The 24,416-nt window shown below is 63.3% G+C and carries 20 protein-coding genes and 1 pseudogene; 9 read left to right on the forward strand and 12 right to left on the reverse strand.

The features are described 5' to 3' along the window. Nucleotides 1–5: 5 nt before the first annotated feature. From prfB to AC16XC_RS05680, 4 genes are all read right to left on the reverse strand, one after another. Nucleotides 6–1,133 (reverse strand): peptide chain release factor 2, encoded by a 1,128-nt coding sequence (gene prfB / locus AC16XC_RS05665; RefSeq protein ID WP_484033690.1) that lies wholly within the window; start codon nucleotides 1,131–1,133, stop codon nucleotides 6–8. Nucleotides 1,134–1,215: 82 nt separating this feature from the next. Then, nucleotides 1,216–1,767 (reverse strand): peroxiredoxin, encoded by a 552-nt coding sequence (locus AC16XC_RS05670; protein ID WP_484033673.1) that lies wholly within the window; start codon nucleotides 1,765–1,767, stop codon nucleotides 1,216–1,218. Between the two features lie 43 nt (nucleotides 1,768–1,810). Next, complete coding sequence (locus tag AC16XC_RS05675; RefSeq protein ID WP_484033674.1) at nucleotides 1,811–4,333, reverse strand: penicillin-binding protein 1A; 2,523 nt, start codon at nucleotides 4,331–4,333, stop codon at nucleotides 1,811–1,813. Nucleotides 4,334–4,393: 60 nt separating this feature from the next. After that, complete coding sequence (locus tag AC16XC_RS05680; protein WP_484033675.1) at nucleotides 4,394–5,263, reverse strand: N-acetylmuramoyl-L-alanine amidase family protein; 870 nt, start codon at nucleotides 5,261–5,263, stop codon at nucleotides 4,394–4,396. Nucleotides 5,264–5,731: 468 nt separating this feature from the next. Between AC16XC_RS05680 and AC16XC_RS05685 the strand changes: the two genes are divergently transcribed. From AC16XC_RS05685 to AC16XC_RS05710, 6 genes are all read left to right on the forward strand, one after another. Continuing rightward, complete coding sequence (locus AC16XC_RS05685; RefSeq protein ID WP_484033676.1) at nucleotides 5,732–8,392, forward strand: Rne/Rng family ribonuclease; 2,661 nt, start codon at nucleotides 5,732–5,734, stop codon at nucleotides 8,390–8,392. Between the two features lie 12 nt (nucleotides 8,393–8,404). After that, nucleotides 8,405–9,670, forward strand: coding sequence for a Xaa-Pro dipeptidase (locus AC16XC_RS05690; RefSeq protein WP_484033677.1), 1,266 nt, complete (start codon nucleotides 8,405–8,407; stop codon nucleotides 9,668–9,670). Between the two features lie 67 nt (nucleotides 9,671–9,737). After that, nucleotides 9,738–10,523: a succinate dehydrogenase iron-sulfur subunit gene (locus AC16XC_RS05695; protein WP_484033678.1), complete on the forward strand. Its 786-nt coding sequence runs from the start codon at nucleotides 9,738–9,740 to the stop codon at nucleotides 10,521–10,523. Nucleotides 10,524–10,591: 68 nt separating this feature from the next. Continuing rightward, the gene (locus AC16XC_RS05700; RefSeq protein WP_484033679.1) at nucleotides 10,592–11,320 is read left to right on the forward strand and encodes a hypothetical protein; all 729 of its coding nucleotides are present in this window, start codon (nucleotides 10,592–10,594) and stop codon (nucleotides 11,318–11,320) included. Nucleotides 11,321–11,363: 43 nt separating this feature from the next. Further along, a complete protein-coding gene (gene zapE / locus AC16XC_RS05705; RefSeq protein ID WP_484033691.1) occupies nucleotides 11,364–12,479 on the forward strand; it encodes a cell division protein ZapE in 1,116 nt (371 codons plus the stop codon). Nucleotides 12,480–12,547: 68 nt separating this feature from the next. After that, nucleotides 12,548–13,246, forward strand: coding sequence for a pirin family protein (locus AC16XC_RS05710; protein WP_484033680.1), 699 nt, complete (start codon nucleotides 12,548–12,550; stop codon nucleotides 13,244–13,246). 6 nt (nucleotides 13,247–13,252) lie between these two features. On the opposite strand, the gene AC16XC_RS05715 is transcribed toward AC16XC_RS05710, so the two are convergent. The 5 genes from AC16XC_RS05715 to AC16XC_RS05735 all read right to left on the reverse strand — a co-directional run bounded on the left by AC16XC_RS05715 (nucleotide 13,253) and on the right by AC16XC_RS05735 (nucleotide 19,593). Next, nucleotides 13,253–14,146 carry a crotonase/enoyl-CoA hydratase family protein gene (locus AC16XC_RS05715; RefSeq protein WP_484033692.1) on the reverse strand — a complete coding sequence of 298 codons (894 nt, stop codon included), beginning with the start codon at nucleotides 14,144–14,146 and terminating at the stop codon, nucleotides 13,253–13,255. A 291-nt stretch (nucleotides 14,147–14,437) separates the two neighbouring features. Next, a complete protein-coding gene (locus tag AC16XC_RS05720; RefSeq protein WP_484033681.1) occupies nucleotides 14,438–15,676 on the reverse strand; it encodes a TIGR03087 family PEP-CTERM/XrtA system glycosyltransferase in 1,239 nt (412 codons plus the stop codon). Nucleotides 15,677–15,770: 94 nt separating this feature from the next. Beyond that, nucleotides 15,771–16,655, reverse strand: coding sequence for an XrtA system polysaccharide deacetylase (locus AC16XC_RS05725; protein WP_484033682.1), 885 nt, complete (start codon nucleotides 16,653–16,655; stop codon nucleotides 15,771–15,773). A 185-nt stretch (nucleotides 16,656–16,840) separates the two neighbouring features. Continuing rightward, on the reverse strand, nucleotides 16,841–18,067 hold the full coding sequence (locus AC16XC_RS05730) for a pyridoxal-dependent decarboxylase, exosortase A system-associated (protein ID WP_484033683.1): 1,227 nt from the start codon (nucleotides 18,065–18,067) through the stop codon (nucleotides 16,841–16,843). Beyond that, a complete protein-coding gene (locus tag AC16XC_RS05735; protein WP_484033684.1) occupies nucleotides 18,064–19,593 on the reverse strand; it encodes an acyl-CoA ligase (AMP-forming), exosortase A system-associated in 1,530 nt (509 codons plus the stop codon). Before AC16XC_RS05735 ends, AC16XC_RS05730 begins: the two co-directional genes overlap by 4 nt. 114 nt (nucleotides 19,594–19,707) lie before the next feature. Here AC16XC_RS05735 and AC16XC_RS05740 point away from each other — a divergent pair, with 114 nt between their 5' ends. The 3 genes from AC16XC_RS05740 (at nucleotide 19,708) to AC16XC_RS05750 (ending at nucleotide 21,151) form a co-directional block, all read left to right on the forward strand. Further along, a complete protein-coding gene (locus AC16XC_RS05740; RefSeq protein ID WP_484033685.1) occupies nucleotides 19,708–20,010 on the forward strand; it encodes an acyl carrier protein in 303 nt (100 codons plus the stop codon). 92 nt (nucleotides 20,011–20,102) lie between these two features. After that, nucleotides 20,103–20,597, forward strand: a complete 495-nt coding sequence (locus AC16XC_RS05745) for a hypothetical protein (protein ID WP_484033686.1) — start codon at nucleotides 20,103–20,105, stop codon at nucleotides 20,595–20,597. Between the two features lie 119 nt (nucleotides 20,598–20,716). Further along, nucleotides 20,717–21,151 carry a hypothetical protein gene (locus tag AC16XC_RS05750; RefSeq protein ID WP_484033687.1) on the forward strand — a complete coding sequence of 145 codons (435 nt, stop codon included), beginning with the start codon at nucleotides 20,717–20,719 and terminating at the stop codon, nucleotides 21,149–21,151. On the opposite strand, the gene AC16XC_RS05755 is transcribed toward AC16XC_RS05750, so the two are convergent. The 3 genes and pseudogenes from AC16XC_RS05755 to AC16XC_RS05765 all read right to left on the reverse strand — a co-directional run. Further along, complete coding sequence (locus AC16XC_RS05755) at nucleotides 21,136–22,350, reverse strand: class I SAM-dependent RNA methyltransferase (RefSeq protein ID WP_484033688.1); 1,215 nt, start codon at nucleotides 22,348–22,350, stop codon at nucleotides 21,136–21,138. The two genes, AC16XC_RS05750 and AC16XC_RS05755, sit on opposite strands and share 16 nt — an antisense overlap. Continuing rightward, a complete protein-coding gene (locus AC16XC_RS05760) occupies nucleotides 22,347–23,735 on the reverse strand; it encodes an NAD(P)H-hydrate dehydratase (RefSeq protein ID WP_484033689.1) in 1,389 nt (462 codons plus the stop codon). The genes AC16XC_RS05755 and AC16XC_RS05760 overlap by 4 nt, the downstream gene beginning before the upstream one ends. A gap of 90 nt (nucleotides 23,736–23,825) precedes the next feature. Then, nucleotides 23,826–24,416, reverse strand: a pseudogene (locus AC16XC_RS05765) (dihydroxy-acid dehydratase); the annotation flags it as partial.

Here is a 24,416-nt window from a genome sequence, read left to right on the forward strand (position 1 = left end):
AAGGCCTAATCCGCGTCCTCCACGTCGACGGTTTCGCCGGTCACGCGCTGGGCGAGCGCGGCCGAGATGAAATCGTCCAGCGCCCCATCCAGCACATCGTCGGGGCTGCTGGAAGTCTCGCCGGTGCGCAGGTCCTTCACCATCTGGTAGGGCTGGAGGACATAGGAACGGATCTGGCGGCCCCAGCCGATTTCGGTCTTTTCCTCATATTCGCCTGCGGCCACCGCTTCGCGCTTGGCCAACTCCGCTTCGTATAGCCGCGCCTTGAGCATGTTCATCGCGGTGACGCGGTTCTTGAGCTGCGAGCGGTCATGCTGGCTGGCGACAACGATCCCGGTGGGAATGTGCGTGATCCGCACCGCGCTGTCGGTCGTGTTGATGTGCTGGCCGCCCGCGCCCGAAGCGCGATAGGTATCGATCCGCAGATCGCCCTCGTTGATCTGGATATCGATATCGTCGTCGATCACCGGAAAGACCCACACGCTCGAAAAGCTGGTGTGGCGCCGCGCGGAACTGTCATAGGGGCTAATCCGGACCAGGCGATGCACGCCGCTTTCGGTCTTGGCGTAGCCATAGGCGTTTTCGCCCTTCACCAGCAGCGTCGCCGACTTGATCCCGGCTTGTTCGCCGGCATGGTAATCGACGATCTCGACCTTGTAGCCATGGCGTTCGGCCCACCTGGTGTACATCCGCAGCAGCATCTCCGCCCAGTCCTGGCTTTCCGTGCCGCCCGCGCCGGCGTGGATTTCGATATAGGTATCGTTGCTGTCGGCCTCGCCCGAGAGCAGCGCCTGGACCTTGTCGGCGTCTGCCCGTTCGGCGAGCTTCGCCAGCGTATCGAGACCTTCGCTCACCGTCGCATCGTCGCCTTCGGCCTCGCCCAATTCGACGAACTCGATGGCATCTGCCATCTCCTGACTGATCTCGCGCACGGTCCCGATGGCGGAATCGAGCCTGCCGCGCTCGCTCATGATGGCCTGGGCCTGTTTGGGATCGTCCCACAGGTTCGGGTCCTCGACCCGCGCGTTGAGTTCATCGAGCCGCCGCAATGCGCGCTCCCAGTCGAGCGACCGGCGCACAAGCTCCAGCGCGGCTTCGATCCTGTCGATATGGGCCTGCCCTTCGGCACGCATGGCCATTGTCTCCGCAAATAGGAGCCGACCGCTTAGCGGAAGTCAGGTGTTTGTAAAGAAGAGGCGGCGGATCGTCCCGGGATCACCCTTTGCTCTTCAATTCCTTCACTTTTGCCAGAGTCCTGCTGACATGCTCGCGCCAGTCGAGATTGGAATAGGACATCACTATCGTGCCGTCCTTGCCGATGACATAGCTGGTCCGGTCCGACAGGCCGGTATCTTCCCCGTTCATGACGAATGCAACATCATAGGCCTTGATCAGCTTGCTGTCGGCCATCGCAACGGCAAACTTGTCGCGGCATTCTTCGGTCGAGAAGCGCTTCAAGGTTGGCAAGTCGTCAGCCGACATCCCGACTACCGTCGCCCCTGCGGCCTCGAAATCGGGCATCGCCTCGGCAAAGGCATTGGCCTCGAGCGTGCAGCCCTGGGTGAAGGCCTTGGGATAGAAATACAGGACAACCGGGCCCTTCTTGAGCGCTTCCTTGAGGTCGAAATTGAAGCTCTCTCCGGCAATCGCACCCTGGGTGGCAAAGATCGGGGCCTTGGCGCCCGCCGGAAGCTCGGCGGAAATGGACGTCGGGAAGCTGGCCAGCGCCATGCCCGCAACAGCGATAGCGAGTTTTTTTGCATGCATCACGTTGTTCTCCAATATTCGGAAGGGAACTTAGGTGTTTCCCTCAATAAATGCCACCTTGCTCTTCGGCGAAGTTGCCTGGCTGGTCGCCCGCGCCGGCCGAAACGCCGGACGAAGCCGCCTGTTCCCTCCTGCGCAATTGAGCAATCACGAGGTCGCGCAATTCGTTTATATCGTCCTGCCCGGCGCCGCGCCGCGGCTCGGTGTCCGGGCGGAATGCTTCCCAGATCACGCCTGCAAGCGGGTCGTTGGTCGGCCAGGCATCATAGACCTGGCGCCCGGTCCTGCGATCGATCCGAACCATCTGGATCCCGGGCGGAGCAAGGAACGGCCGGTCGCTCCAATGCGACCTGGTCGCCTGCACGAACTCCTTGAAAATGGGCGCCGCGGTGTTGCCCCCCTGAACGTATCCGCCCAGGTTCTTCGGCTGGTCGAAGCCGATATAGGTCCCGGCGACGATATCGGGTGTGCCGCCCACGAACCAGGCATTGGTCGGACCGTTGGTGGTGCCGGTCTTGCCGAACAGCGGCAGGTCGAGGTCGCGCAGCCTGACAGCCGTTCCGCGCTGGACCACTCCCTGGAGCATATACACAACCTGGAATGCAGTTCGCGGGTCCATGACCTGCTTCCCGGACTGCTTGAAACGCGGCATCGGCTTGCCGTCCCATTCGTCCATGTTGCAGCCGGTGCATTTGCGGTTGTCCGCGCGCCAGATCACCTTTCCATGGCGATCCTGCACAAAGTCGATCACGGTCTGGGGGTGCTGCAGCCCGTGATTGGCCAGCGCCGAATAGGCATTGACCATGTTGGCAACCGTGGTGTCACCCGCACCCAGGGCAAATGAAAGATACGAGTCGTAATCGCCGATACCGACGCGCCGGAAGGTGTCGGTGACGTAATTCATGCCGGTATCGGCGGCGATATGGACGGTCATCAGGTTGCGCGACTGTTCGAGCCCCCAGCGCATGGTGTGCTCGCCCGAGCCGCCCTGCCCGCCGAAATTGCGGAAACAATGCTCGCCCAGGATCGAGCCCTGATAGACGCAATAGGGCTCGTCCGGGACCATCGAGGCCGGGGTGAAGCCATGCTCGAGCCCGGTCGCATAGACGAAGGGCTTGATCGTGGAGCCCGGCTGACGGAGGGCCTGAGTCGCCCGATTGAACGAATTGAGGCGCTGGTCGAAACCGCCCTGCATCGCCAGGACACGCCCGGTTTCGGGCGACTGCGCCAGGAATCCTCCGGAAACCTCGGGGACTGTCCTTACGGCAAATCCCGATCCAGCCGGCTCAACCGCGATCACATCGCCCGGCTTGAGACTGTCAGGCAGGCTGGAGAGCGGGGCTTCCTGCCCGTTCGTGAACCCGATCGTCCCGCGATCGCCGGTCCTTGCGGTGACCACGCCGATGCGCCAGTTCTTGTAGCTGGTCGACAGGAAGGAACTCTGCAACTGGCCGCGCCAGCTCCCGGCGTCGAGATCGATGGTCGCGATGGGACCCGTCCAGCCGCGATTGCCGTGATAGCGCAGCAAGGCTGCGCGCAGGGCATCGCTCGCCGCCTGCTGCAATTCGGTGTCGAGCGAAGTTCGCACCCACAGGCCGCCGGCATAGACGCTGTTCGGGCCGTCCTCCGCCTGTTCGCCGAACTCCGCGACCAGCTGGCGGCGGACCTCTTCCATGAAATAGGCCGCATCGACCTGGCTGAGCGGTGCGCGTTCCGCCACCAAGCCCAGCGGCTGCGCCTTTGCCGTCTCCACCTCTGCCTGGCTGGCCCACCCATTGTCAGCCATCTCGTCGAGCACCCAGTTGCGGCGTTCAATCGCAATCTCCCGGTTTTGCGGGCGGCCATAGCGTTCGGGCGCCTTGGGCAGGATCGACAGGAACGCCGCTTCGTGCAGTTCGAGGTCGGCAACGTCCTTGTCGTAATAGGCACGGGCCGCTGCCTGCACCCCGAAGCTGCGCCGACCGAGGGGGATCTCGTTCAGGTAGAGCTCGAGGATCTGTTCCTTGCTCAGCACGCCTTCGATCCGCCGTGCCAGGATCATTTCCTTGAGCTTTCGGGTAATCGAATATTCGTCGCCCACCAGGATGTTCTTCGCAACCTGCTGGGTGATCGTCGATCCGCCGACGGCCCTTTCGCCCGAGCCGATCTTGCTGACATAGTCGATGACAGCCCCGACAAACCCACCGAAATCGATTCCGCTGTGGGTCCAGAAGGTCTTGTCCTCGGCCGACAGGTAGGTGTTGATCAGCTGTTCCGGGAAGTCCTTGAATTGCAGCTGGACGCGGCGTTCGCGAGCATAGGAATCGACGATCTCGCCATCGATTCCGCGGACCATCGTCGGCAGAGGCGGCTCGTATTCGAGCAACATATTCGCATCGGGCAGACCGCGGGCAAGGAACAGCCAGACCATGAAATAGGCCAACAAGACCATCAGCAGCAGCGTCGAAAGCAGCTTGAACATCCGGCTCTGCCGCCAGTTGTCCTTGAACCACTCCAACCAGCTGCTGGCCCCACGGGTCAGCCTGTAACGGATCGATTGTCCGCTCACTTGTGCCAATTCAACCATTGCAACTCTATCTTAGCATGGGGATTCGGCAGTTCGCCAGAAGCAAGCGACCAACCGCCATCATATTCCGGAATTGCGCGCGAAATAGACGCGGATCGCGCGCTCAAGCGCCTCGGCAAATCGCGCCCTTCCTTCCGGCGACGCGAGCCTTCTTGCGTCTTCGGGATTGGTCACGAATCCGGCTTCGAACAGCACCGCCGGCACATCGGGCGAATGCAGCACAACGAAATTGGCCGATCTCTGCACCTCGGGATGGAACTGGATGTGCCCCTGGCCCTCGCGCTCTATCAGGCCTGCGAATTCAGCAGCTTCCCCGCCGGCACGACGCTGCGAAAGATCGAACAAGATCGCACTGACTTCGTCGCTCTGGCCGGCGAGGGATACCCCGTTGATATCGTCGGCACTATTCTCCCGTGCGGCCAGCAAGGCCGATTCCGCATCCGAAGCATCCCGGGAAAGAGTGTAGATCGTCGCCCCGCCGATACCGCTCCTGCCGCCGGCGGAATCGGCGTGGATCGACAGGAACAGGTCGGCGTCCAGCCGGCGCGCGATATCCGCCCTCTCTTCAAGGACGAGGAAGCGATCGTTATCCCGCGTAAGCGCGACCCTGATCCCGCCCTCCTCCAGCAGCCGGTCCCTGAGGCTGAGTGCGAGGCCCAGGGCGATGTCTTTTTCCTGGAAGCCGCCGCCGGTCGCCCCGGGATCGTATCCGCCATGGCCGGGATCGATCACGACCAGCGGTCGCGTGAGATCCTGTGGGCCCAGGATTTCGGGAAGATCGGGCTCAATTCCGGTCTGCGGAAGTTCGAACCGCAGCACGTAACCGCGCCCCAGATGTGGCACCGGGATCGAGATACCTCCCCAGTAAAGGCCTGCAAGCAGCGCCACCGGGAAAATGGCGAGCAGCAGGAGCTGTAAACGCAGCGACATTACGACGGCTGGTTAAGGTGACAATCCCCGGCGCGACAAGAGAAATTTACCCTTGCGCGCAATAAGGTTGCCCGACCGCAGGCCCGGTGCTAGCTATCCGCCGCCCGGGCAGGCCTGCCCAAGGTTCGGCGTCGCAGCCTGGTCGCTTTGTCGGCCCGGCCAGTTCGAACAGAATTGCAGGGCCGCCTTTCCGGATACCGCCCGAGCTTTCCGCAAGGAGGCCGGGCAAGCCACAGGTTGATGCCGAAATGAGAAGCCAGAGCCATAAAAGACCGCCGCAGGATAAAGCCTGCGTTGCGATGTCGGCTGGGCTGGCGGCACGATGCATATCGCCGTGCATTCGCGTTTCTGCAGACACATTCCGCTTCTCCGGCAGATCGCAGACTGCCGGTTCACAAACATATTTGCGTGCACATCCCCGTGCTTGCGACAGGATCGCAAGCGGGCCGCGCGCCTGGAGAATTTACAATGTCAACGCGCATGTTGATCGATGCGCGCCACCCGGAAGAAACAAGGGTGGCGGTCCTCAAGGGCAACCGGATTGAGGAATTCGATTTTGAATCCGCCGAACACAAGCAGATCAAGGGCAACATCTACCTAGCCAAGGTTACCCGCGTCGAACCGTCGCTGCAGGCGGCGTTCGTCGATTTCGGAGGCAACCGTCATGGCTTCCTGGCTTTCGGCGAGATCCATCCCGATTATTACCAGATCCCGAAAGAGGATCGCGAGGCCTTGCTTGCCGAAGAGGCGGCGGCCGCCGAGGAGGAAGCCCTGCTGAGGGCGGCCGAGGAAGAGGAAGAAGACGGCGAGATCGACGCGCCGGGGGACGAAGACGGTTCCGAAGCCTTTGCCGACGAAATGGCAGGCGAAGCGATCGAGGAAATCGACACTTCCGAAAAGGACGAGGTTTCGACCATCGAAGCCGGCCATGTCGAGAACGGCGATGAAGATGACGAGGACGATTCCGACGATGCCGAAGAGACTTCCGAGGATTCGGATGCCGAATCCGGCGAGGCGGACGGCGAAGGCAGGGATGCCAGGCCGCGTCGCGGGGGTCGAGGCCGCCGCCGACAGGGGGAAAGATCCCGGGCCAAGGAAGTCGACGAAATTCGCGCCAAGCGCATGGCCTTGCGCCGGCGCTACAAGATCCAGGACGTTATCCAGCGCCGCCAGGTCCTGCTGGTGCAGGTGGTCAAGGAAGAGCGCGGCAACAAGGGCGCTGCTCTCACCACCTATCTGAGCCTGGCCGGCCGTTATTGCGTATTGATGCCCAATTCGAGCCATGGCGGCGGGATCTCACGCAAGATTTCCAATGCCGGCGACCGCAAGCGACTCAAGGAGATCGTTGCCGAACTCAAGCTGCCCAAGACCATGGGCTGCATCGTTCGCACAGCGGGGCTTCAGCGCACCAAGACCGAGATCAAGCGCGATTTCGACTATCTTGCGCGGCTGTGGGACGAAATCCGCGAAAAGACGCTCACGTCCACCGCCCCCGACCTGATCCATTCGGACAGCGACCTGATCAAGCGCGCGATCCGCGATATCTACAATCGCGAAATCGAGGAAGTCGTCGTCGAAGGCGAGGAAGGCTACAGGGCGGCCAGACAGTTCATGAAGCTGCTGATGCCAAGCCATGCCAAGCGGGTGCAGGCCTATTCGGACCCCGTGCCGCTGTTCCAGCGCTACGGCGCGGAAGACCAGCTTACGGCCATGTATGAACCGGTCGTCCAACTGAAATCGGGCGGTTACCTGGTGATCAACCCGACCGAGGCGCTGGTGTCGATCGACATCAATTCGGGCCGCTCGACCAAGGAACACGGGATCGAGCAGACCGCACTTGCAACCAATCTCGAAGCAGCCAAGGAGATCGCGCGCCAGCTGCGCCTGCGTGACATGGCGGGCCTGCTGGTGATCGACTTCATCGACATGGAATACAGTTCCAATATCCGGAAGGTCGAACGGGCGATGAAGGATGCGCTCAAGAACGATCGCGCCCGGATCCAGGTCGGACGCATATCGAGCTTCGGCTTGATGGAGATGAGCCGTCAGCGACTGCGCACGGGGGTGCTAGAGGCGACCACCCGCTCCTGCCCGCATTGCGACGGAACCGGGCTCGTACGGACCGCCTCAAGCGCCGGCCTTTCGGCGCTCCGGTTGATCGAGGACGAGGCCGCCAAGGGCAAGGGAACACTGATCACGCTCTATGCCAGCACCGAAGCGACGATCTACCTGCTCAATTCGAAACGCGCCGACCTGGTCGAGATCGAGCAGCGCTACGGCGTAACGGTCAATGTCGTTCCCGAAGGCGAGGACGAAGGCGCCAAGATGCGGGTTCAAAGCTCTGGCCCCCGCCCCTCGTCGACTCCGAAATTCGAACCCATCGCCGTGATCGAGGATGAGGACGATATCGAGGACGTGGAGGACTTCGCCGAGGATGGAGAAGAGGACGATCGCCCCAAGAAGCGGCGGCGGCGGCGCGGCGGGCGCGGACGCAAGCGAAGGGATCGCGAGGAAACGGCCGGCGAGGACGACGAGGCAGCCGAGCCCGACAGGTTCGAAACAGCGGAAGCTGTTGACGAAGGCGAAGGCTCCGGCAGGAAGCGCCGGCGCCGCGGTGGCCGCCGGCGCAAGCGGCAGGACGGTGCCGGACAGGCCTCCGAAATCGATACTCCGGAAATATCGGAGGAAATCGCCGAAAAGCTGGAGGACGACATAGCGGTTGTTGCCGGGCCGCAGGATGTCCCCGAACCTGCAAAGGAAAAGCCGAAGAAGCGGGCTCCAAGGAAGAAGGCGGCGGCCAAGGTCGACGAACAGGTTCCGGCCGAGGAAGACGCCCCGGTCGAGGATGTCGTGAAAGAGGAACCGACCGAAGAAGGGCCCAAGCGGCGCTCGCGCAAGAAGGCCGCGGCAAAGGAAGAAGCTCCGGCGGTGGCCGTCGAATCGTCCGATGAGGCCCCGGCGGAAGAAGCCAAGCCCAGGCGCAACAGCCGAAAGAAGCCGGCCGCCGAGAAGCCAGAGGAGGTTCCCCTCGGCGAACCCGAAATGGCCGCGAGCAGCGAGACCTCCTCGGGAGAAGCGCCGCGCCGCGGCTGGTGGCAAAGGACCTTCGGCGAACAGGACCAGGAATAGGAGTAGCAGGCTGTGAAGCGTTCCCTCGCGTTGATGGCTGGTGCGGCATTTTCGACATTCGGTCCGTCGGCCCTCGCCGAGACGGTTTACGTCACGGCGGACAGGCTGCTCGATGTCGAAACCGGGCAATATCTTGAAGCTCCCCTGGTCAAGGTGGTTGACGGGAAGGTGGAATCGGTCGCGAGCGGCGGTACCGCGCCCGCCGATGCCGAAATCATCGACCTGACCGGACATACGATCCTGCCCGGGTTGATCGACATGCATGTCCATCTCGACGGCCGCCCCGAATATGGCGGTTATTCGAGCCTCCAGTTCACCGATCGGTTCTGGACCGTGCTGGGGGTCGCCAATGCCGATAAGATGCTCAAGGCGGGCTTCACGACCGTGCGCAACCTCGGCGATGACGATTACAATGTCGTCGGCATCGACCAGGCAATCGAGGAAGGCTGGATTCCCGGCCCCCGGATTGTCGTGGCGAATTACGGCCTTGGAGCGACCGGAGGCCATTGCGACAGCACCTATCTGCCTCCCAGCTTCCAGGACAAGAGCCCGGCGATGGGCGACAGCGCGGACGAATTGCGCAAGCGGGTGCGCGAACAACGCAAATATGGCGCCGAGGTGATCAAGGTCTGTGCAACGGGTGGGGTCTTCTCGCGCAACACCGAACCCGGCCAGGCGCAGCTGCACGAAGCGGAATTGCGCGCGATTGCCGAAGAGGCTCACTTCTGGGGACTCAAGGTAGCAGCGCATGCGCATGGCGCAGAAGGTATCAAGAATGCGATCCGCGCCGGGATCGACACGATTGAACATGCCAGCCTGGTCGATGCCGAAGGCATCCGACTTGCCAGGGAACACGGCACATATTTCTCGATGGATATCTTCAACACCGAATACACCCAGGCCGAAGGCAGGAAGAACGGCGTACTCGAAGAAAACCTCAAGAAAGACCGCGATGTCGGCCAGCTCCAGCGCGACAATTTCCGCGCGGCGCACCAGGGCGGCGTGAAGATGGTATTCGGCTCCGATGCCGGCGTGATGCCGCATGAGACGGCCGGCGGACAGTTCAAGATCATGGTCGAGTACGGAATGACGCCGCTCGAAGCGATCCAGGCCGCGACAATCAATGCCGCCGAGGCCCTTGACCAGTCCGGCGAGGTCGGTGTGCTGAAGCCCGGTGCGTGGGCGGACATCGTCGCGGTCGATGGCGATCCGCTGGCCGATATTCGCGAACTCGAAAGCGTCGATGCCGTCGTGAAGGGTGGCGTTCGCTACAAATAGTCCGCCTGCGGCTTGCCCCGCGTGGCAGAATTGCTAGAGCATCGAACATCCCGCAGGACAGGCGCAGATGGCCAGCTTTACTCTTCCCAAGAACAGCAAGATCACCGGCAAGACGCGCGAGCACAAGTCGCCGGGCGGCGCCAAGGTCAAGCGCTTCAGGATCTATCGTTACGATCCCGATAGCGGCGAAAATCCCCGCTACGACCTGTTCGAGATCGATCTCGACCAGTGCGGTCCGATGGTGCTCGATGCTCTCATAAAGGTGAAGAACGAGGTCGACCAGACCCTGACCTTCCGCCGTTCGTGCCGCGAGGGGATCTGCGGGTCCTGCGCGATGAACATCAACGGCCGCAATCACCTCGCCTGCACCACCGCGATCGAGGATTGCGGATCGGGGGAAGTCCGCATCACGCCGCTTCCGCATATGGAAGTGGTCAAGGACCTCGTGCCCGACTTCAAGCATTTCTATGCGCAATACGCCTCGATCCGGCCCTGGCTACAGACTGTCAGCCCGACGCCGAGCGGCAAGGAACGCCTGCAATCGCCCGAACAGCGCGAGAAGCTCGACGGGCTTTACGAGTGCATCCTGTGCGCGTGCTGTTCGACGGCGTGTCCGTCTTATTGGTGGAATTCGGACAAGTTCCTCGGCCCGGCAATCCTGCTCCAGGCCTATCGCTGGCTCGCCGACAGCCGCGACGAGATGACCGGCGAGCGACTGGAGGAGCTGGAAGATCCGTTCCGCCTCTATCGCTGCCACACGATCATGAACTGCGCCAATGTCTGCCCCAAGGGCCTGAGCCCCGCCAAGGCGATTGCCGAGATCAAGAAGCTGCAGGTCGAGCGGCTGGCCTGAACGGCGAGGCCCCCTGCTGTTCATACGTTGAATTCAAGCGTATGTTTAGCGTTAAGGAGGGGAGAATCATGGCCAGATCGACCGCCTCATTCGGGCTCGCGCTCTCGCTCGCGGTGGTTTCGGTTGAACCGGCGCTCGCCCAACTCGCCGATGACACTCAGCTTTCCGTCGTCGACATCGACGGTAACATCGCACCGCTCACTCCGCAGCAGTTGGACGCCAACGAGCAGCCCACTTATGCCGCATTGGTTCCAGGCAGTGCCGAAGCTACCCGTTTCCTCTATACACGGGCGTTTCTTCGCTACGCCCGGCTGGTGGTCGACGGCAAGCTTCTACCGGAGGATCTCCCCGCCCTGCCCGATCGACCCAATTGGGACCGGACGTATCTGTCGGAGGCCGAAGCCAGGATCGTCGACGATGCACTCGGCATGAACATCGCGGCGCATTTCAATCCTCCCGTCAGGCATGGGGCCATGGCCGCAACCGAGGACCTGCCTGCGGTCGATGCCGAAGGGAATATGAGCCCGCTTGCTCTCGAACAGCTATCCGGAGACGAGCGGAAAACGTTCGCCAACCTCGTTCCAGGAAGCCCTGAGGCGACGGCGTTTCTCCATACGAGGGGATTCCTGCGCTACGCCAGGCTGGTGGTTGACGAACGCCTGGATCCGGACCAGTTGCCATGGCTTCCTGCGGATGAGCTTTGGAACCGCGACTATCTGTCGGCCGAGGAAGCCGAACAGATCGTGGATATCGCACTGGCGATGCAGATCATTTCGATGTTGAAACGCCCCGAATGAGTTCCGGCGTTTCCGGTCGTCGATCGAGCACGGGGTGGCACTGCTGAGCGGCATTTCAGACAAATATGCCGCGCTCGTCGCCGCGGGAGAACTCAAGCCCGATCCCGACCAGAAGGCGGCGGCAGAGAAGCTGGAACGGCTCCAGATCGCGCTCGAATGGCGCGCGCCGAAGCGCAGCTGGATCCATCGCTTCACCACCTATCCGACCGGCCCCCAAGCCAAGGGCATCTACCTGTGGGGCGGGGTCGGCCGGGGTAAATCGATGCTGATGGACCTGTTCTACCAGACGCTGGAATCCGACAAGAAGCGGCGGGTGCATTTCCACGCCTTCATGCTCGAAGTGCACCAGATGCTGCGCGAGGAGCGCGAGAAGGAAGCCGGCGATCCGATCGCTCCTGTCGCCGAGCGTATCGCCGAAGGGATCGATTGCCTGTGCTTCGACGAATTCGTGGTCAACAATTCGGCCGATGCGATGATTATGAGCCGGCTGTTCAAGCGGCTGATGATCGACCTGGCGATCGTCGCCACGTCAAACCGCCCGCCGCGCGACCTCTACAAGGACGGTCTCAATCGCGAGCATTTCCTGCCCTTTATCGACCTGGTCGAGAAGTTGATGGACGTGGTCGAGCTCAATGGCCCGGTCGATTATCGGCTCGAACGGCTCGGCGGGATGCCGACCTGGCATGTCCCCAACGGTCCGGACGCAACGGTTCAGTTACGCGAGGCGTTCTTCCGCCTGACCGACTACAATCCCGAGGACGCGGCCAATGTGCCAAGCGCCGAGCTCGATGTCGGAGGGGGCCGCACCCTGCATGTGCCCAAGAGCCTGAAAGGGGTGGCGGTGTTCAGCTTCAAGCGGCTGTGCGGCGAGGCGCGCGGGGCGGCGGATTACCTCGCCGTCGCCCGGACCTATCACACCGTCATCATTGTCGGCATCCCCGCGATGGGGCCCGAGCAGCGCAATGAGGCGGCGCGGTTCGTCACCCTGATCGACGCGCTCTACGAGCACAACGCGATCCTGATCGCTTCGGCCGATGCACAGCCGGAAGGCCTGTACAGGGCAGGCGACGGCAGCTTCGACTTTGCCCGTACCGCGAGCCGCCTCAGGGAAATGCAAAGCGCGGACTACCTGGCAACCGGCCATGGCGTCGCCGGTTGAAATGAAGCGACTCGGCCCCATATCCGACGCATTTCCGGCGGCAACACCCCGCCGAGGTGGACATTTCCATGATTGACATAAGACCTTTCGATGGCCTGGCGCATCGCGACCATGGCTGGCTCGACACGCGCTATCATTTCAGCTTTTCCGACTACCAGGACGCCTCGCGCATGGGCTGGGGCAAGCTTCGCGTCTGGAACGACGACAAGATCGCATCGAAAAGCGGTTTCCCGCCCCACCCCCATGAAAGCATGGAAATCATTACCTTCGTTCGCAGCGGAGCGATCACGCATAGGGATTCCCTGGGCAATACCGGCCGCACCGGCGCGGGCGACGTACAGGTGATGAGCGCCGGAAACGGCGTGGTCCATTCCGAATACAATCTCGAGAACGAGGAAACGACACTGTTCCAATTGTGGATCATCCCGGACCAGCGGGGAGGCGAACCAAGTTGGGGAATGCGCGAATTCCCGCGCGGCGACCGCGCCGGGAAATGGGTTATCCTGGCCAGTGGCGAGCCCGAAGCCGACGATTCCCTGCCGATCCGCAGTGACGCACGGGTGATGGCGGCGACAGTCAAGGCAGGAGACAGCCTGAGTTACGAAGCCGACACTTGGCGCCACCTCTACCTGGTGCCAGCCAGCGGGCGTATCCGGGTCAACGGCAAGGAAGCGAACTCTCGCGACGGTGTAGCAATCACCGGCGAGGCGACGGTCACCGTCGAAGCAATCGAAGATGCCGAACTGGTCCTGGTGGACGCGCGCTGAATTGCTTCAGGCTGCGCAGGCGAGCCGCGATTGTGCCGCGGCGAGCCGGCTCATCACCTTGAGGTCCTGCTCGCGCAACTGAAGCGCAGCATCGGCCCACAGGTCGACGATCCGCTTCAATTCCTCGCGGCTGATCGGGCTCGCCTGCTTCATCGCCTTGCGCGAATTGACCAGGCCGACATGCCGGCGGATCGATTTGTCGACGAATTCACGGCAGGCCGACACGCCTTCCCCAGTCTCGGCCAGGTGGTGGACGATCCCGAGTTCGTACATCTGTTCGGCGGTATAGGTCTCGTTCGACACGATCAGCCGGTCGGCCATCGCACTGCCGAGCTTCCGCGAGAGGATCGCATGCGCGCCCATGCCCGGGAACAGTCCGAACATGATCTCGGGCAGGCCGAAGGTCGCTCCCCGCTCGGCGACGATATAGTCGAAGGAGAGCAGGGCTTCGAAGCCGCCCCCAAGCGCGGCGCCTTCGACCAGGCCAACAGTCAGGATCGGCAGGTCGAGCGAGTGGATGTTGCGATGAAGGATTTCCACGCACCTGTATCCATATTGCACCAGTCCGTTGCGGTCGCTCGCGCGGATCAGACTCTGGAACAGTTCGAGGTCGCCGCCGAAACAGAATACGCCGGGCGCGCGACTGCCAAGGATCAGGAATTTGAGCGGTACCTTTCCCGGACCGAAATTCTCGCCGATCAGGTCCTGCCAGTCGACAAAATCGCGCAGCATCGGCTGGGTAAAACTTGGTCTCCCGACCGGCCTCATATAAGTCCAGAGCGCCTCTCGATCGCTATCGTAAAGTACTTCCAACTCATTGAGACTGAATAATTTATCTGGAATAGATGAACGTTTCGCGCAATCTGCGACCAGTTCTTCGGTTCCCTTGCCGAGAACCATGACCGGTTCATCGGCGTTGTTCTTGCCGGATTCCTGTCGGTCGAGACTGCTCGAAACTCGATCCATGCTCACCTCACCTTCGACCTCGCTCCGGCGCGTTTCTCATGTTCACTACCGAAGTCATTGAAGAATCTACGTCAGTGTCGAGTCGCTTGGCAAACGATTTGTTTAATTTGCTGTTAACTATCGCCCGGCACGGAATTGCTTTGCCCTACTTGCACCAATCATCGAAGTGCATGCAATATTTGCAACAGTTTTGTCAGATGGCGGCCGGCCTGCAGGATGGCCGGCTCAGGCTGCGCGGAGATCGGCGACGCACAGTCCACCCAGGCCGACAAGTCCCGGAAGGCCGGCAAGCATTGCGCGCCAACCGTGATTTTCGATGACGTAGTTGCGCGCAGCCGCGCCCATCGCCGAGGCAGCGTCCCTGTTGCCAAGCAGATGGTGAAGCCGCGCGACGAAGCCATCATTGCTCTCTTCGATCGCGAAATGGACACCGTCCTCCGCATCCAGTTCGATTGCCGCTTCCCGGGTAAGGACCACGGGGCGCGCCATTGCCATGGCCCCGAGGACCTTGTGTTCCACCCTGCGCACGGATTCAAGCGGCGCCAGAACGACGTCCGCCGCGGCAAGGAAGGGCCTGAGATCGGGCACCTCTCCCCAGACCCGTACGCCATCCCGCCAGTCGAATTCGAGGATTTGGTGCGTCGGCTCCCTTCCCACGATGTGAAACTGGGCAAACGGAAAATGTTCCCGAACCGCGGGCAGCATCGCTTCGACCACCCTGCGTGCGGCCCTCACATTGTGGGGGGAATTCATCTGGCCGGTGAACACCAGATGCGGGCCGCGTCCTTCGCTGAGCGAGGGTTCCGGCCGAACCTGCTTCGGATCGTAGTAGTCGATGTCGATCCCGCTGCGCAGGGCAACGATCCGCGCACCCTTCGGTTGTTCGAGCCGCGAGCGGAACAGACTTGCCTCCTGTTCGCTGACCAGCAGGGTGCGTTCCGCGCGGTGCGCCAGGCGCTCTTCGAGCCGCCTCAGCAGCCTGCTCTCGCGTGCCTGGAACCAGGTGTTTGGCCAACTCGCGAACTTGGAGGAGGCCTCGATCTTGGACGATACCACATCGACCAGATCGGCCACGACCCTGCCCCTGAAACCGGCAGGAACATATTGCCCCATCTCGGCGGTGAACACGTAGATCGTTTCTATCGGGCGGCTCGCGAGGATCTCTCCGACATAATGGGCGAGCTTTGCGTCGCGATATGCGGCCGCCCTGCGCGGCTCCCGGCGGAGCAGCGCCTCGGCCCCGGCGATCAGTTCGGGCTTCCGGCGATGCGCCAGGCAATGGCTCGCCGCGACCGAAGCCAGCTCGCCCTTTTGCTCCCAATCCTGCCCGGTTTCGGCAAAGGTCGCCACATGGACCGGGGCGATCTCCGCCAGGCTCTTGAGCACATGGTGCGCGCGAATCTTTTCGCTCCGGTCCGGCGGGAACGGAATGCGGTTGGCAAGCAAGAGGATTTCCGCGCTCATCCCGCTGTCATCCCGGGGCGAGCATTCCCGGCCGAACGGCGCCTGCCACAAGCACCAGTTTCGCCGCGAAGGGCTTCATCCGTCATGGGAAGGCTCATGCCGCCAGGTCCCGCAACTTGGACGCTTCGCGATGGGCCACGACATCGATCCTGCCCCAGGTGAACTCGTCGACCAGCTGTCGCAGCCTTTGCGCCATCGTATCGAACCTGGCGGATTGCCTTGGGTTCGAACTGGCCAGCATGCCTTGTGCCTGGCCCAGCTCCGGGTCGAGCTCCCAAAGGTGGAAGAAGAAGATGGCCGGCCGATATTCGCGGCGGTTGACCTGGCGGATCGCCCAACGCGAGAGACCATAGGGAAGAGCGCGAAACAGGCCCCCGCCGGCAGCCATCCGCTTGCCGCCGAACTCGGCCGTCGTGATCGGAATTTCCACCAGGTCGGTCCATGGCAAGGGCTTGAAGGCGAAGCGCGGCGCTTCGCCCCAACCGAAATAGCGGTGGGAAATGGGCGCGATGCTGGAACTGTAGGCGTAGCCCTGGTCCGCGAGCTCGAGATATGCCCAGGGCGTGCGGTTATCGATCGAGAAGCCGGGCGCGCGATAGCCGACGACCGGAAAGCCCGATGCGTCCTCGATCGCGTGCCTTGCGCTGCGAATGTTCGTGGCGAACCGGCTGCGGTCCATTGCATAGACTCGTACACGGTCCCAACCGTGGCTGGCGAGTTCGTGGCCTGCACCGGCGATCTGCTGCATCAGCCGGGGCTGGCGCTTGGCGAGCGAGCCGAAGGTGAAGAAGGTCGCCTTGACATCGGCCCGGTCGAACATCTCGAGCACCCTGCAGACATTGCTTTCGATATTGCGGACATGGCCATCCCATGCGCCGCGTTCGAAGACGCCTTCGAACGCGCCCACCGGGAACCAGTCCTCGATATCGACGGACAATCCGTTGACCAAAGGTTCAGGGGTGACTTCCAATTCGCTCACTCACGGTCCCGACGTCATCCAAAATTCTGCGGGGCCGATGACGCAGCGATGCGGCGCTGAGGCATGATCCCGTGAACGCATTTCGCGGAAATTGGTGAACATCCTGTTAGCCAAGACCCAGAAAACCTTGGTTTCCGGCGGGTTAACGGGAATTCCCCGGTGAGCAGGTCGTGCCGGAATCCGGATCAGACCAGCATTTCGCGGGCGGGTCCCTGTGCCAGAAATGCGGAAGGGCTCGCGGTGGCGCCATAGGCCCCGGCACAGAATATGGCGACCAGGTCGCCCCGGTCGGCTCTTGGCAGCCCCGCTTGGTCGGCCAGGCGATCGAGCGGCGTGCACAGGCAGCCGACTACATTGACCTCTTCGACCATTTCGGCGGTGAAGCGGCTTGCGATCGCGACTGGGTAATTCCGCCGCACGACCGTGCCGAAATTGCCCGATGCGGCCAGCTGGTGGTGCAATCCGCCATCGGTGACGAGGAAGGTCTGGCCGTGGCTTTCCTTGCGATCGACGATCCGCGTCAAATAGACCCCCGCCTCGCCCACCAGGTAGCGGCCAAGCTCGAGGCGGAATTCCGCATCTGCGAGGATTTCGGGCAGATTTTCGAGACGGCGCTCAAGCGCGGCTCCGACCGCGGCGATGTCGAGCGGCTGGTCGCCAGAGAAATAAGGGATCCCGAAGCCTCCACCAATATTGAGCGCGGGGAGCGGTGCGCCGATCTCGTCGGCCAGCCGCGCGGCAAGGTCGAGCGTGTTTGCCTGGGCCTCGATCACCGCCGCGGCATCAAGCGCCTGGCTCCCGGCGAAAATGTGCAAGCCGCGCCATTCGGCCCCGGCCGCAACGAGCTCCTTCGCCAGCGCGGGCACCCGGTCGTGATCGACCCCAAACGGCTTGGCCCCGCCACCCATCTTCATCCCCGAGCCGCGCAGTTCGAAGTCCGGATTGACACGGATCGCCAGTCGGGGGGTGACACCGAGCCGCTCGGCGATTGCCAGGGCGCGCCGCGCTTCGCCGTAGGATTCGAGGTTCAGTGTCACCCCCTCCGCGATTGCCGCTTCAAGCTCGTCGTCGCGCTTTCCAGGCCCGGCAAAGCTGACTGTCCCGGGCGCAATCCCGGCCTCGCGTACCAGCGCCAGTTCTCCCCCCGAGGCGATGTCGAAGCCGTCGACCAGAGTTGACAGTAGTTGGAGGATTGGACGATAAGGATTTGCTTTAACGGCGTAATTTATGGAGACTCTATCCGGAATCGCTCGCCGAAGTTCGGCGGCCCGCCGTTCGATCATATCGCGCGAATAGACGAACAAAGGCGTTCCCCCGGCCAATTCGACCAGTTCGCTGGCGGACTTCCCGCCAATGGCCAGTTGATCATCTTGCTGCTCGAAACCGGGCGGAATCGGACCTGACGGTTTCATCGGGCTTCCTCCCCGGCGATTTCTCTCGCCAAACCTGCGCGATCGAGCTTGCCGTTGGGATTGAGCGGCAGCCGGTCGCGCCAGTGGATTGCCTGCGGTTGCATGAAATTTGGCAATTCACGCGCCAGCGCCTTGCGCAATTCGGCCTCCCCGCCTTGCTCGCCGGTCACCACCAAATGGACCGCATGGCCGAGCCGCTCGTCTTCGATCCCCAGCGCCACCGCTTCGCGCACCAACCCGGTCGCAAGCGCGGCCTCCTCGATTTCCTGCGGCGAGATGCGGTTGCCCGCGCTCTTGATCATGGCATCACGCCGCCCGACGAAAGTGAGCAAGCCCTCCGCATCGCGCACCACCCGATCGCCCGACCACACGGCAATTCCGCCATATTCCGACGCATCGGGAGCAGGCCTGAAGCGCTCTGCGGTCCGCTCGCTATCCCGCCAATAGCCCTGCGCCACGAGCGGCCCGCAATGCACCAGTTCGCCCTCCTCGCCCGGCGACGTCACCGCGCCATCATCGCCGATCACGAGTATTTCGGCAAAGGGGATCGCCTTGCCGATCGAGGTCGGATGGCTTTCGACCAGGTCCGGATCGAGAAAGGTCGAGCGAAAGGCTTCGGTGAGGCCGTACATCGGGTAGATCCGGGCCCCGGGAAAGATCGCCTGCAATTGCCCGACGATGTTTTCGGTCAGCGCGCCGCCGCTATTGGTCAGCCGCCGCATGGGTGCCGAGGCCTCCGCAGGCCAATCCTGCTCGACCAGCTGCACCCACAGCGGCGGAACGGCGGCGAGCGTCGTAATCCTGTGCCTCGCGCAGGCCTTCACCACGTCCCGCGCGGTCAGGTAATCGAGCGGCACCGCGCTCGCCCCCGCGCGCCAGGCCGACAGCAGCTGGTTCTGGCCGTAATCGAACGACAGCGGCAGCACCGCGAGCACGACATCGTCGGCTTCCAGCCCGAGGTAATGCGCCACGCTGACCGCGCCGAGCCAGAGATTGGCGTGGCTCAGCATCACGCCCTTGGGTCGCCCGGTCGAGCCGCTGGTGTAGAGGATCGCCGCGAGTTCGGCGGGATCGGCCGCCGAGGGCCCCAGCGCGCCGCCAAGGTGTTGCGCCGCTGACCAGGCTTCCTCCTCCTCGACCATCGCACAATCCTGGGGCACGTCGCCCTCGCCAAGGCTGCGCAAACGGGCCGCATTGCCCAGCAGCAGCGCTGCCCCGCTATCGGCCAGGATATGTGCGACCTGGGCGTGCTTGAGCAGCGGGTTGATCGGGACATGCACCAGCCCCGCCCGCGCGGCGGCGAGCGGCATCACGCAGGTCAGTTCGCCCTTGGCCGCCCAGCTGGCCACCCTCGCCCCCTTTTGTGGAACTTTGTGTTCGAGCCAGGCAGCCAGCAGCGCGATGCGCGCGCGCAGCCGGGAATAGGTCAAGGCCCCGTTGCGCAGCAGCAGCGCGGGAGCGTCATCCTCGCCGAACAGGACGAGGTGATCGAGCGGCTTGGCCTCGGGATCGAGCGCGATTGGCATGTGGCCGATATCGCGGGGCCATCGGCGCGTGGCAAGCGTTTGGCTTGGCAGGTTGCCTCATGCCTCGGCTCTGGCTAGAGCGCGCCGAGTTTGCCAAGGATTTCCGTCGATCGCATGACTGCCATTCCCGATACTGCGCCTCCGCGCAGCGAAACCGATATCCTGCTGCGCGAGATTCTCTGCGAAACCCTTGGGCTGAGCGACGAGCTGGTCGACGAATTCGACGCGGATACCGGCTTGTTCGGCCATTTGCCCGAACTCGATTCGATGGCGGTCGCTGGCTTGCTGACCGAAATGGAAGACCGGCTCGGCATCCTGATCGAAGACGACGAGGTGGATGGCGAATTGCTGGAAACCTATGGCGCGCTTCTGGCCTTTGCGGAAGCGAAGCGGGCTCCGGCGGTCAAACCGGAATAGGGTTGTCACAGGGCTTTCCTCAAACCGTAACATTCGGCGGGCAGGTGCAATCGAACCGAAACAATTCGCGTTTGATTCTCCCGGAGTAGTCCTTGAAAAAGCTGTTCCTGCTGGCTGCCGCCCTCACCGCACTGGTCGCGGCCCCGGCATCCGCCGAAAACTGGTACGAACTCGCCATCACCGGCGACGCGATCGGCTATGGCGATTCCGACAGCATCGCGGCGCACGGCGATACGGTATCCGCCCGGGTGATGCTCGGCCTGCGCCAGCCGATGGGCAGCAAGGCGAATATCGAATTCCTGGTCAGCTCGGTCCGGTTCCGTTGCGCCGACTCCTCGTACCTGGTGGACGAAGTCGGCGGGCTCGACAGCCAGCGCAAGCAGGTAACCAGCCTGCCGGGTTCGCGCGAATGGAAGAAGATCGGCAAGGGTTCGCTCTATGCCAGCTTTGGCGACTTTGCCTGCGGCAAGGCGGGCGAACGGAAAGTGACGGATCCCTTCGCGGCAACCGCCGAATTCTGGCGCCCCGACGAAGAGCTGATCGAGGCCGCAACGATCGAACTGGCAGGCGATTTCCTCGCCGGCTGAGCGGGAAGCTGTGCACCGCTGACCGATAATCACGCTTGCCCCGAGGGGCGCTTCGTGATGCTCTCGCATTTGGAGGGGCGATCGCACGATTCGCAGTGCCTTCCCCGGAGGTCCACGCGATGCGCAACAAGACCTTGCTTGCCTTGACCCTGACCACCTGCCTTACCGCCCCCGCGGCGGCCGAGAGTTGGTACGGTCTTTACGCCGATGGCGAGGTGATCGCCTATGCCGACGCCGACAGCATTTATCGCAACGGGGGCAACGCCAGCGTCGGCATCTTTCTCTCGCACGAAGTCGGCGATTATCACAAATGGACCATCGAGTTCGATTGCGTGAACCTGCAATACCGGATTCTTGGAGCCGCCGATTACGGATCAGACAGGCAATATCTCAGCACGCCCCAATTCGATTCAAACTGGCTGGCCATCGACGGCGCGAAATCATCCAGCGAGAGGGGCTTTGCCTGCGACGGCATGAACCGAGATGCGTATGTAAGCGACCCCTTCGCCGATGCGGACGAGTACTGGTATTATTACTACTACGACGACGAGTAGGCTGAGCGAGTAAACAGGCTGGCCGCTTCTACATGGGTTGACCAGCGGAATTGTCCGACCGGTCGAACCTCCTTCACGCGATAGCCACCCTCGACCAGCGTCCTTGCGTCGCGTGCCCAGCTTGACGGGTTGCAGCTGATATAGACCACCTGCTTCACGCTGCTTCGGGCCAGCAATTGCGCCTGCTCGCGCGCGCCGGCGCGCGGCGGATCGAGCAGCACCGCGTCGAAGCGGTTCAATTCCTCTGGCTGGAGCGGGTTGCGGAACAGGTCGCGATGGAGCGCGTGAACGGCCTTGCCGCTGGTTCCTGCAGCTGCCTTGCAGGCGCGATGCGCTTCGCGCGCGGCCTCGACTGCCAGCACCCTGGCAGAACCGGCCAACGCAAAGGCAAAGGTCCCCAGGCCTGAAAACAGGTCGGCAACGGTGTTCGAGTCCCTGAGCCATTCCACAGCTGCTGCAACCAGCGCTTCCTCCGCATCTTTCGTGGCCTGAAGGAATGCGCCGGACGGCAGGGCCACGGGGGTGCCCGAAAGGGTGATCGTGACCGGCTCGGGCTCCCAGCGCGTCTCGGGACCATAGCCCTCGTCGACAGTCAGGCGCGCAAACCCGTTCGAACGGGCGAAATCGAGCAGTCCTTCCGCCGCTTCGAGTCCTTCGAATATCAGGCCCTTGATCCCGCAATCGACGCCCTGGTCGGCCAGCGTCAATTCGAGTTCGGCCGCATATTTGCCCTTCCGGTCATCGAGCAGGCCGCGCAGCAGCCGCGCCGCGTCGAACAATTCGGGAGCGAGCACATGGCATTCGCTCAGGTTTACGAGACGGTGCGATCCGGCCTCGCGGAAGCCGATTTGCGCGCCGCTCCCGCCATTTTGCGCATGCAGGGTCGCGCGGCGCCTGCTGGATGGTGGCGACAGATAGGCGGGCACCAATAGATCCGGCTCGATGCCCTGCCCCTTGGCGGCATTGACGACCCGGTCGCTGACGAATTGGGCCAGAGTCGCTTCGTCGCAATGCTGCAGCTGGCATCCGCCACATCTGCCGAAGTGGCGGCACGGCGGTTCGACATGATGCGGGCCGCGATGGATCTGTCCATCGGCCGCGATGAGGTCGCCCGGCGCAGTCAGCGGGACATGCCGCCCATCCGCCGTGACGCCATCGCCCTTGGCGGCGACGCGGACGATTTCGCCCGGTTCGCTCACAGGCAGGCGGTGTAGGCAGCGGGAATATGCGCGATCAGGTCCTCTGCGGCAAAGGCCGCTCCAGCCAGCCGCGCCGCCTCGCCATGCAGCCAGACGCCTTCGCAGGCTGCCTCGAACGGATCGGAACCTGCGGCGAGCCGGCTAGCCACCAGCCCGGCGAGGATGTCGCCGGTTCCCGCGGTCGAAAGCCAGCTCGAGCCGGTCGGGGCAATCGCAATCCGACCCTCGGGCGAAGCGATCACCGTGTCGGGCCCCTTGGCAATGATCAGCATTCCTGTCTTGCTCGCGAGCTGCCTCGCCAGATCGACCTTCCCGGTCGCCTGGACCCCGAAGCTTTCGGCCATGATCGAAAGTTCGCCGCTATGCGGGGTGGCAATCGTGGGTCGCGAGCGATTGGCGAGCATTGCAGGCTGGAGCAGCGCGAGCGCATCGGCATCGAGCACCAGCGGCAGGCTTTCGGCGATCCACTCGCGCAACGCCTTGATGTTGTCCGGTGTCCGGCCAAGCCCCGGACCGATCAGCATCGCCGCGGTGCGAGGGTCGGATTTGGCGCGCGGATCGACCACCAACCCGTCCGGGCAATTGGCGGGCGGCTTCTGCGCCGCCAGCTTCACATAGCCCGCCCCGCCATGCATCGCCGCGCGGGCGGCCAGCAGGCTGGCGCCGGGCATCTGGCCCGCAACCACGGCGAGCAAGCCGCGGCTGTACTTATGGTCGGCCGGTGCCGGCGGGTTGAAATGCGGTCTGGCGACCAGGCTGGCGCTATCGGGGACGCGCTCAACGCCGATCGGCACCAGCTTGCGCGCGCCCATCCCGGCCGCCGCTGGCATCAGCCAATGGGCGAACTTCCACGCTCCGAGCGCGATCGTGCAATCGTAATCGGGCAGGCCCTGGTTGAGCCGCTGGCCGCTGTCGCTTTCGATCCCGCTTGGCAAGTCGACGGCAATGCGATGATGATGCGTCCCCGCGAGCTGTGTCAGGAGTTCCAGCAATTGCGCGGACAGGGGCCGGGCCAGCCCGCTGCCGAACAGGCAGTCGACGAAGGTTCCGCCATGCCGCTCGCCGGCATCCTTGGCCACGGGCCCCCGATAGGCCTTGCGGGCATCCTTCGCGGCGGCGGTTTCCGGCTCGATCGGGGCCACCACCGCGACGTCGAGGCCGCGCTGTCGGAGCGTTTCGGCAATGACATAACCGTCGCCGCCATTGTTGCCCGGGCCGCACAACACGGTGACCGGCTTCGGCCACGCCATGCGGTAGATCCACTGCGCCGCGCCTTCCCCCGCCACACGCATCAGCGCCTCGACGCTGCTTCCGGCATCGATCAGGGACTGCTCCGCGGCCTGCATTTGCGCGACCGTGAGGATCTGGTTCGACACGCTGCTCATCGGCACTGTCCGTAGCAGCAATTCGCTAAACTTCTGAACCCGCCGCAGGATCGGATCGTCCCGAAACCGCGTCGGATCAGGCGCATCCGGTCAGCTCTGGTCGAGCTGGCTGACGTCGCGCACGGCCCCGCGCGCGGCGCTGGTGGTCATCGCGGCATAGGCCTTGAGCGCGGCCGAGACCTTGCGGCTGCGCGGCTTGGCGGGCTTCCAGCCCCGGGCTTCCATCGCTGTGCGGCGGTCGGCCAGGACGGCATCGGACACCAGCAGATTGACCGTGCGGCCCGGAATGTCGATTTCGATCGTATCGCCTTCCTCGACCAGTGCAATCGCCCCGCCTTCGGCCGCTTCGGGCGAGGCATGGCCGATCGACAGGCCCGAAGTGCCGCCCGAGAAGCGCCCGTCGGTGAACAGCGCGCAGGCTTTCCCGAGTCCCTTCGATTTGAGGTAGCTCGTGGGATAGAGCATTTCCTGCATCCCCGGCCCGCCCTTGGGTCCTTCATAGCGGATCACGACCACGTCGCCTTCCTTGACCTGGTCGGTCAGGATCGCGGTGACGGCGGCGTCCTGGCTCTCGAACACCTTGGCCGGACCCGAAAATTTGAGGATGCTCTCGTCGACCCCGGCGGTCTTCACGATGCAGCCGTCTTCGGCGATATTGCCGTACAGCACCGCCAATCCGCC

This window comes from Candidatus Andeanibacterium sp. (genome assembly GCF_057143545.1).

Excerpts from the sequence above, each read along its gene's own strand:
- AC16XC_RS05670 (WP_484033673.1), bottom strand. The coding sequence starts at position 1,767 with ATGCATGCAAAAAAACTCGCTATCGCTGTTGCGGGCATGGCGCTGGCC.
- AC16XC_RS05675 (WP_484033674.1), bottom strand. The coding sequence starts at position 4,333 with ATGGTTGAATTGGCACAAGTGAGCGGACAATCGATCCGTTACAGGCTG.
- AC16XC_RS05700 (WP_484033679.1), top strand. The coding sequence starts at position 10,592 with ATGGCCAGATCGACCGCCTCATTCGGGCTCGCGCTCTCGCTCGCGGTG.
- AC16XC_RS05740 (WP_484033685.1), top strand. The coding sequence starts at position 19,708 with ATGACTGCCATTCCCGATACTGCGCCTCCGCGCAGCGAAACCGATATC.
- AC16XC_RS05760 (WP_484033689.1), bottom strand. The coding sequence starts at position 23,735 with ATGAGCAGCGTGTCGAACCAGATCCTCACGGTCGCGCAAATGCAGGCC.
- AC16XC_RS05680 (WP_484033675.1), bottom strand. The coding sequence starts at position 5,263 with ATGTCGCTGCGTTTACAGCTCCTGCTGCTCGCCATTTTCCCGGTGGCG.
- AC16XC_RS05685 (WP_484033676.1), top strand. The coding sequence starts at position 5,732 with ATGTCAACGCGCATGTTGATCGATGCGCGCCACCCGGAAGAAACAAGG.
- AC16XC_RS05720 (WP_484033681.1), bottom strand. The coding sequence starts at position 15,676 with ATGAGCGCGGAAATCCTCTTGCTTGCCAACCGCATTCCGTTCCCGCCG.
- AC16XC_RS05730 (WP_484033683.1), bottom strand. The coding sequence starts at position 18,067 with ATGAAACCGTCAGGTCCGATTCCGCCCGGTTTCGAGCAGCAAGATGAT.
- AC16XC_RS05715 (WP_484033692.1), bottom strand. The coding sequence starts at position 14,146 with ATGGTTCTCGGCAAGGGAACCGAAGAACTGGTCGCAGATTGCGCGAAA.
- AC16XC_RS05710 (WP_484033680.1), top strand. The coding sequence starts at position 12,548 with ATGATTGACATAAGACCTTTCGATGGCCTGGCGCATCGCGACCATGGC.
- AC16XC_RS05735 (WP_484033684.1), bottom strand. The coding sequence starts at position 19,593 with ATGCCAATCGCGCTCGATCCCGAGGCCAAGCCGCTCGATCACCTCGTC.
- prfB (WP_484033690.1), bottom strand. The coding sequence starts at position 1,133 with ATGCGTGCCGAAGGGCAGGCCCATATCGACAGGATCGAAGCCGCGCTG.
- AC16XC_RS05750 (WP_484033687.1), top strand. The coding sequence starts at position 20,717 with ATGCGCAACAAGACCTTGCTTGCCTTGACCCTGACCACCTGCCTTACC.
- AC16XC_RS05695 (WP_484033678.1), top strand. The coding sequence starts at position 9,738 with ATGGCCAGCTTTACTCTTCCCAAGAACAGCAAGATCACCGGCAAGACG.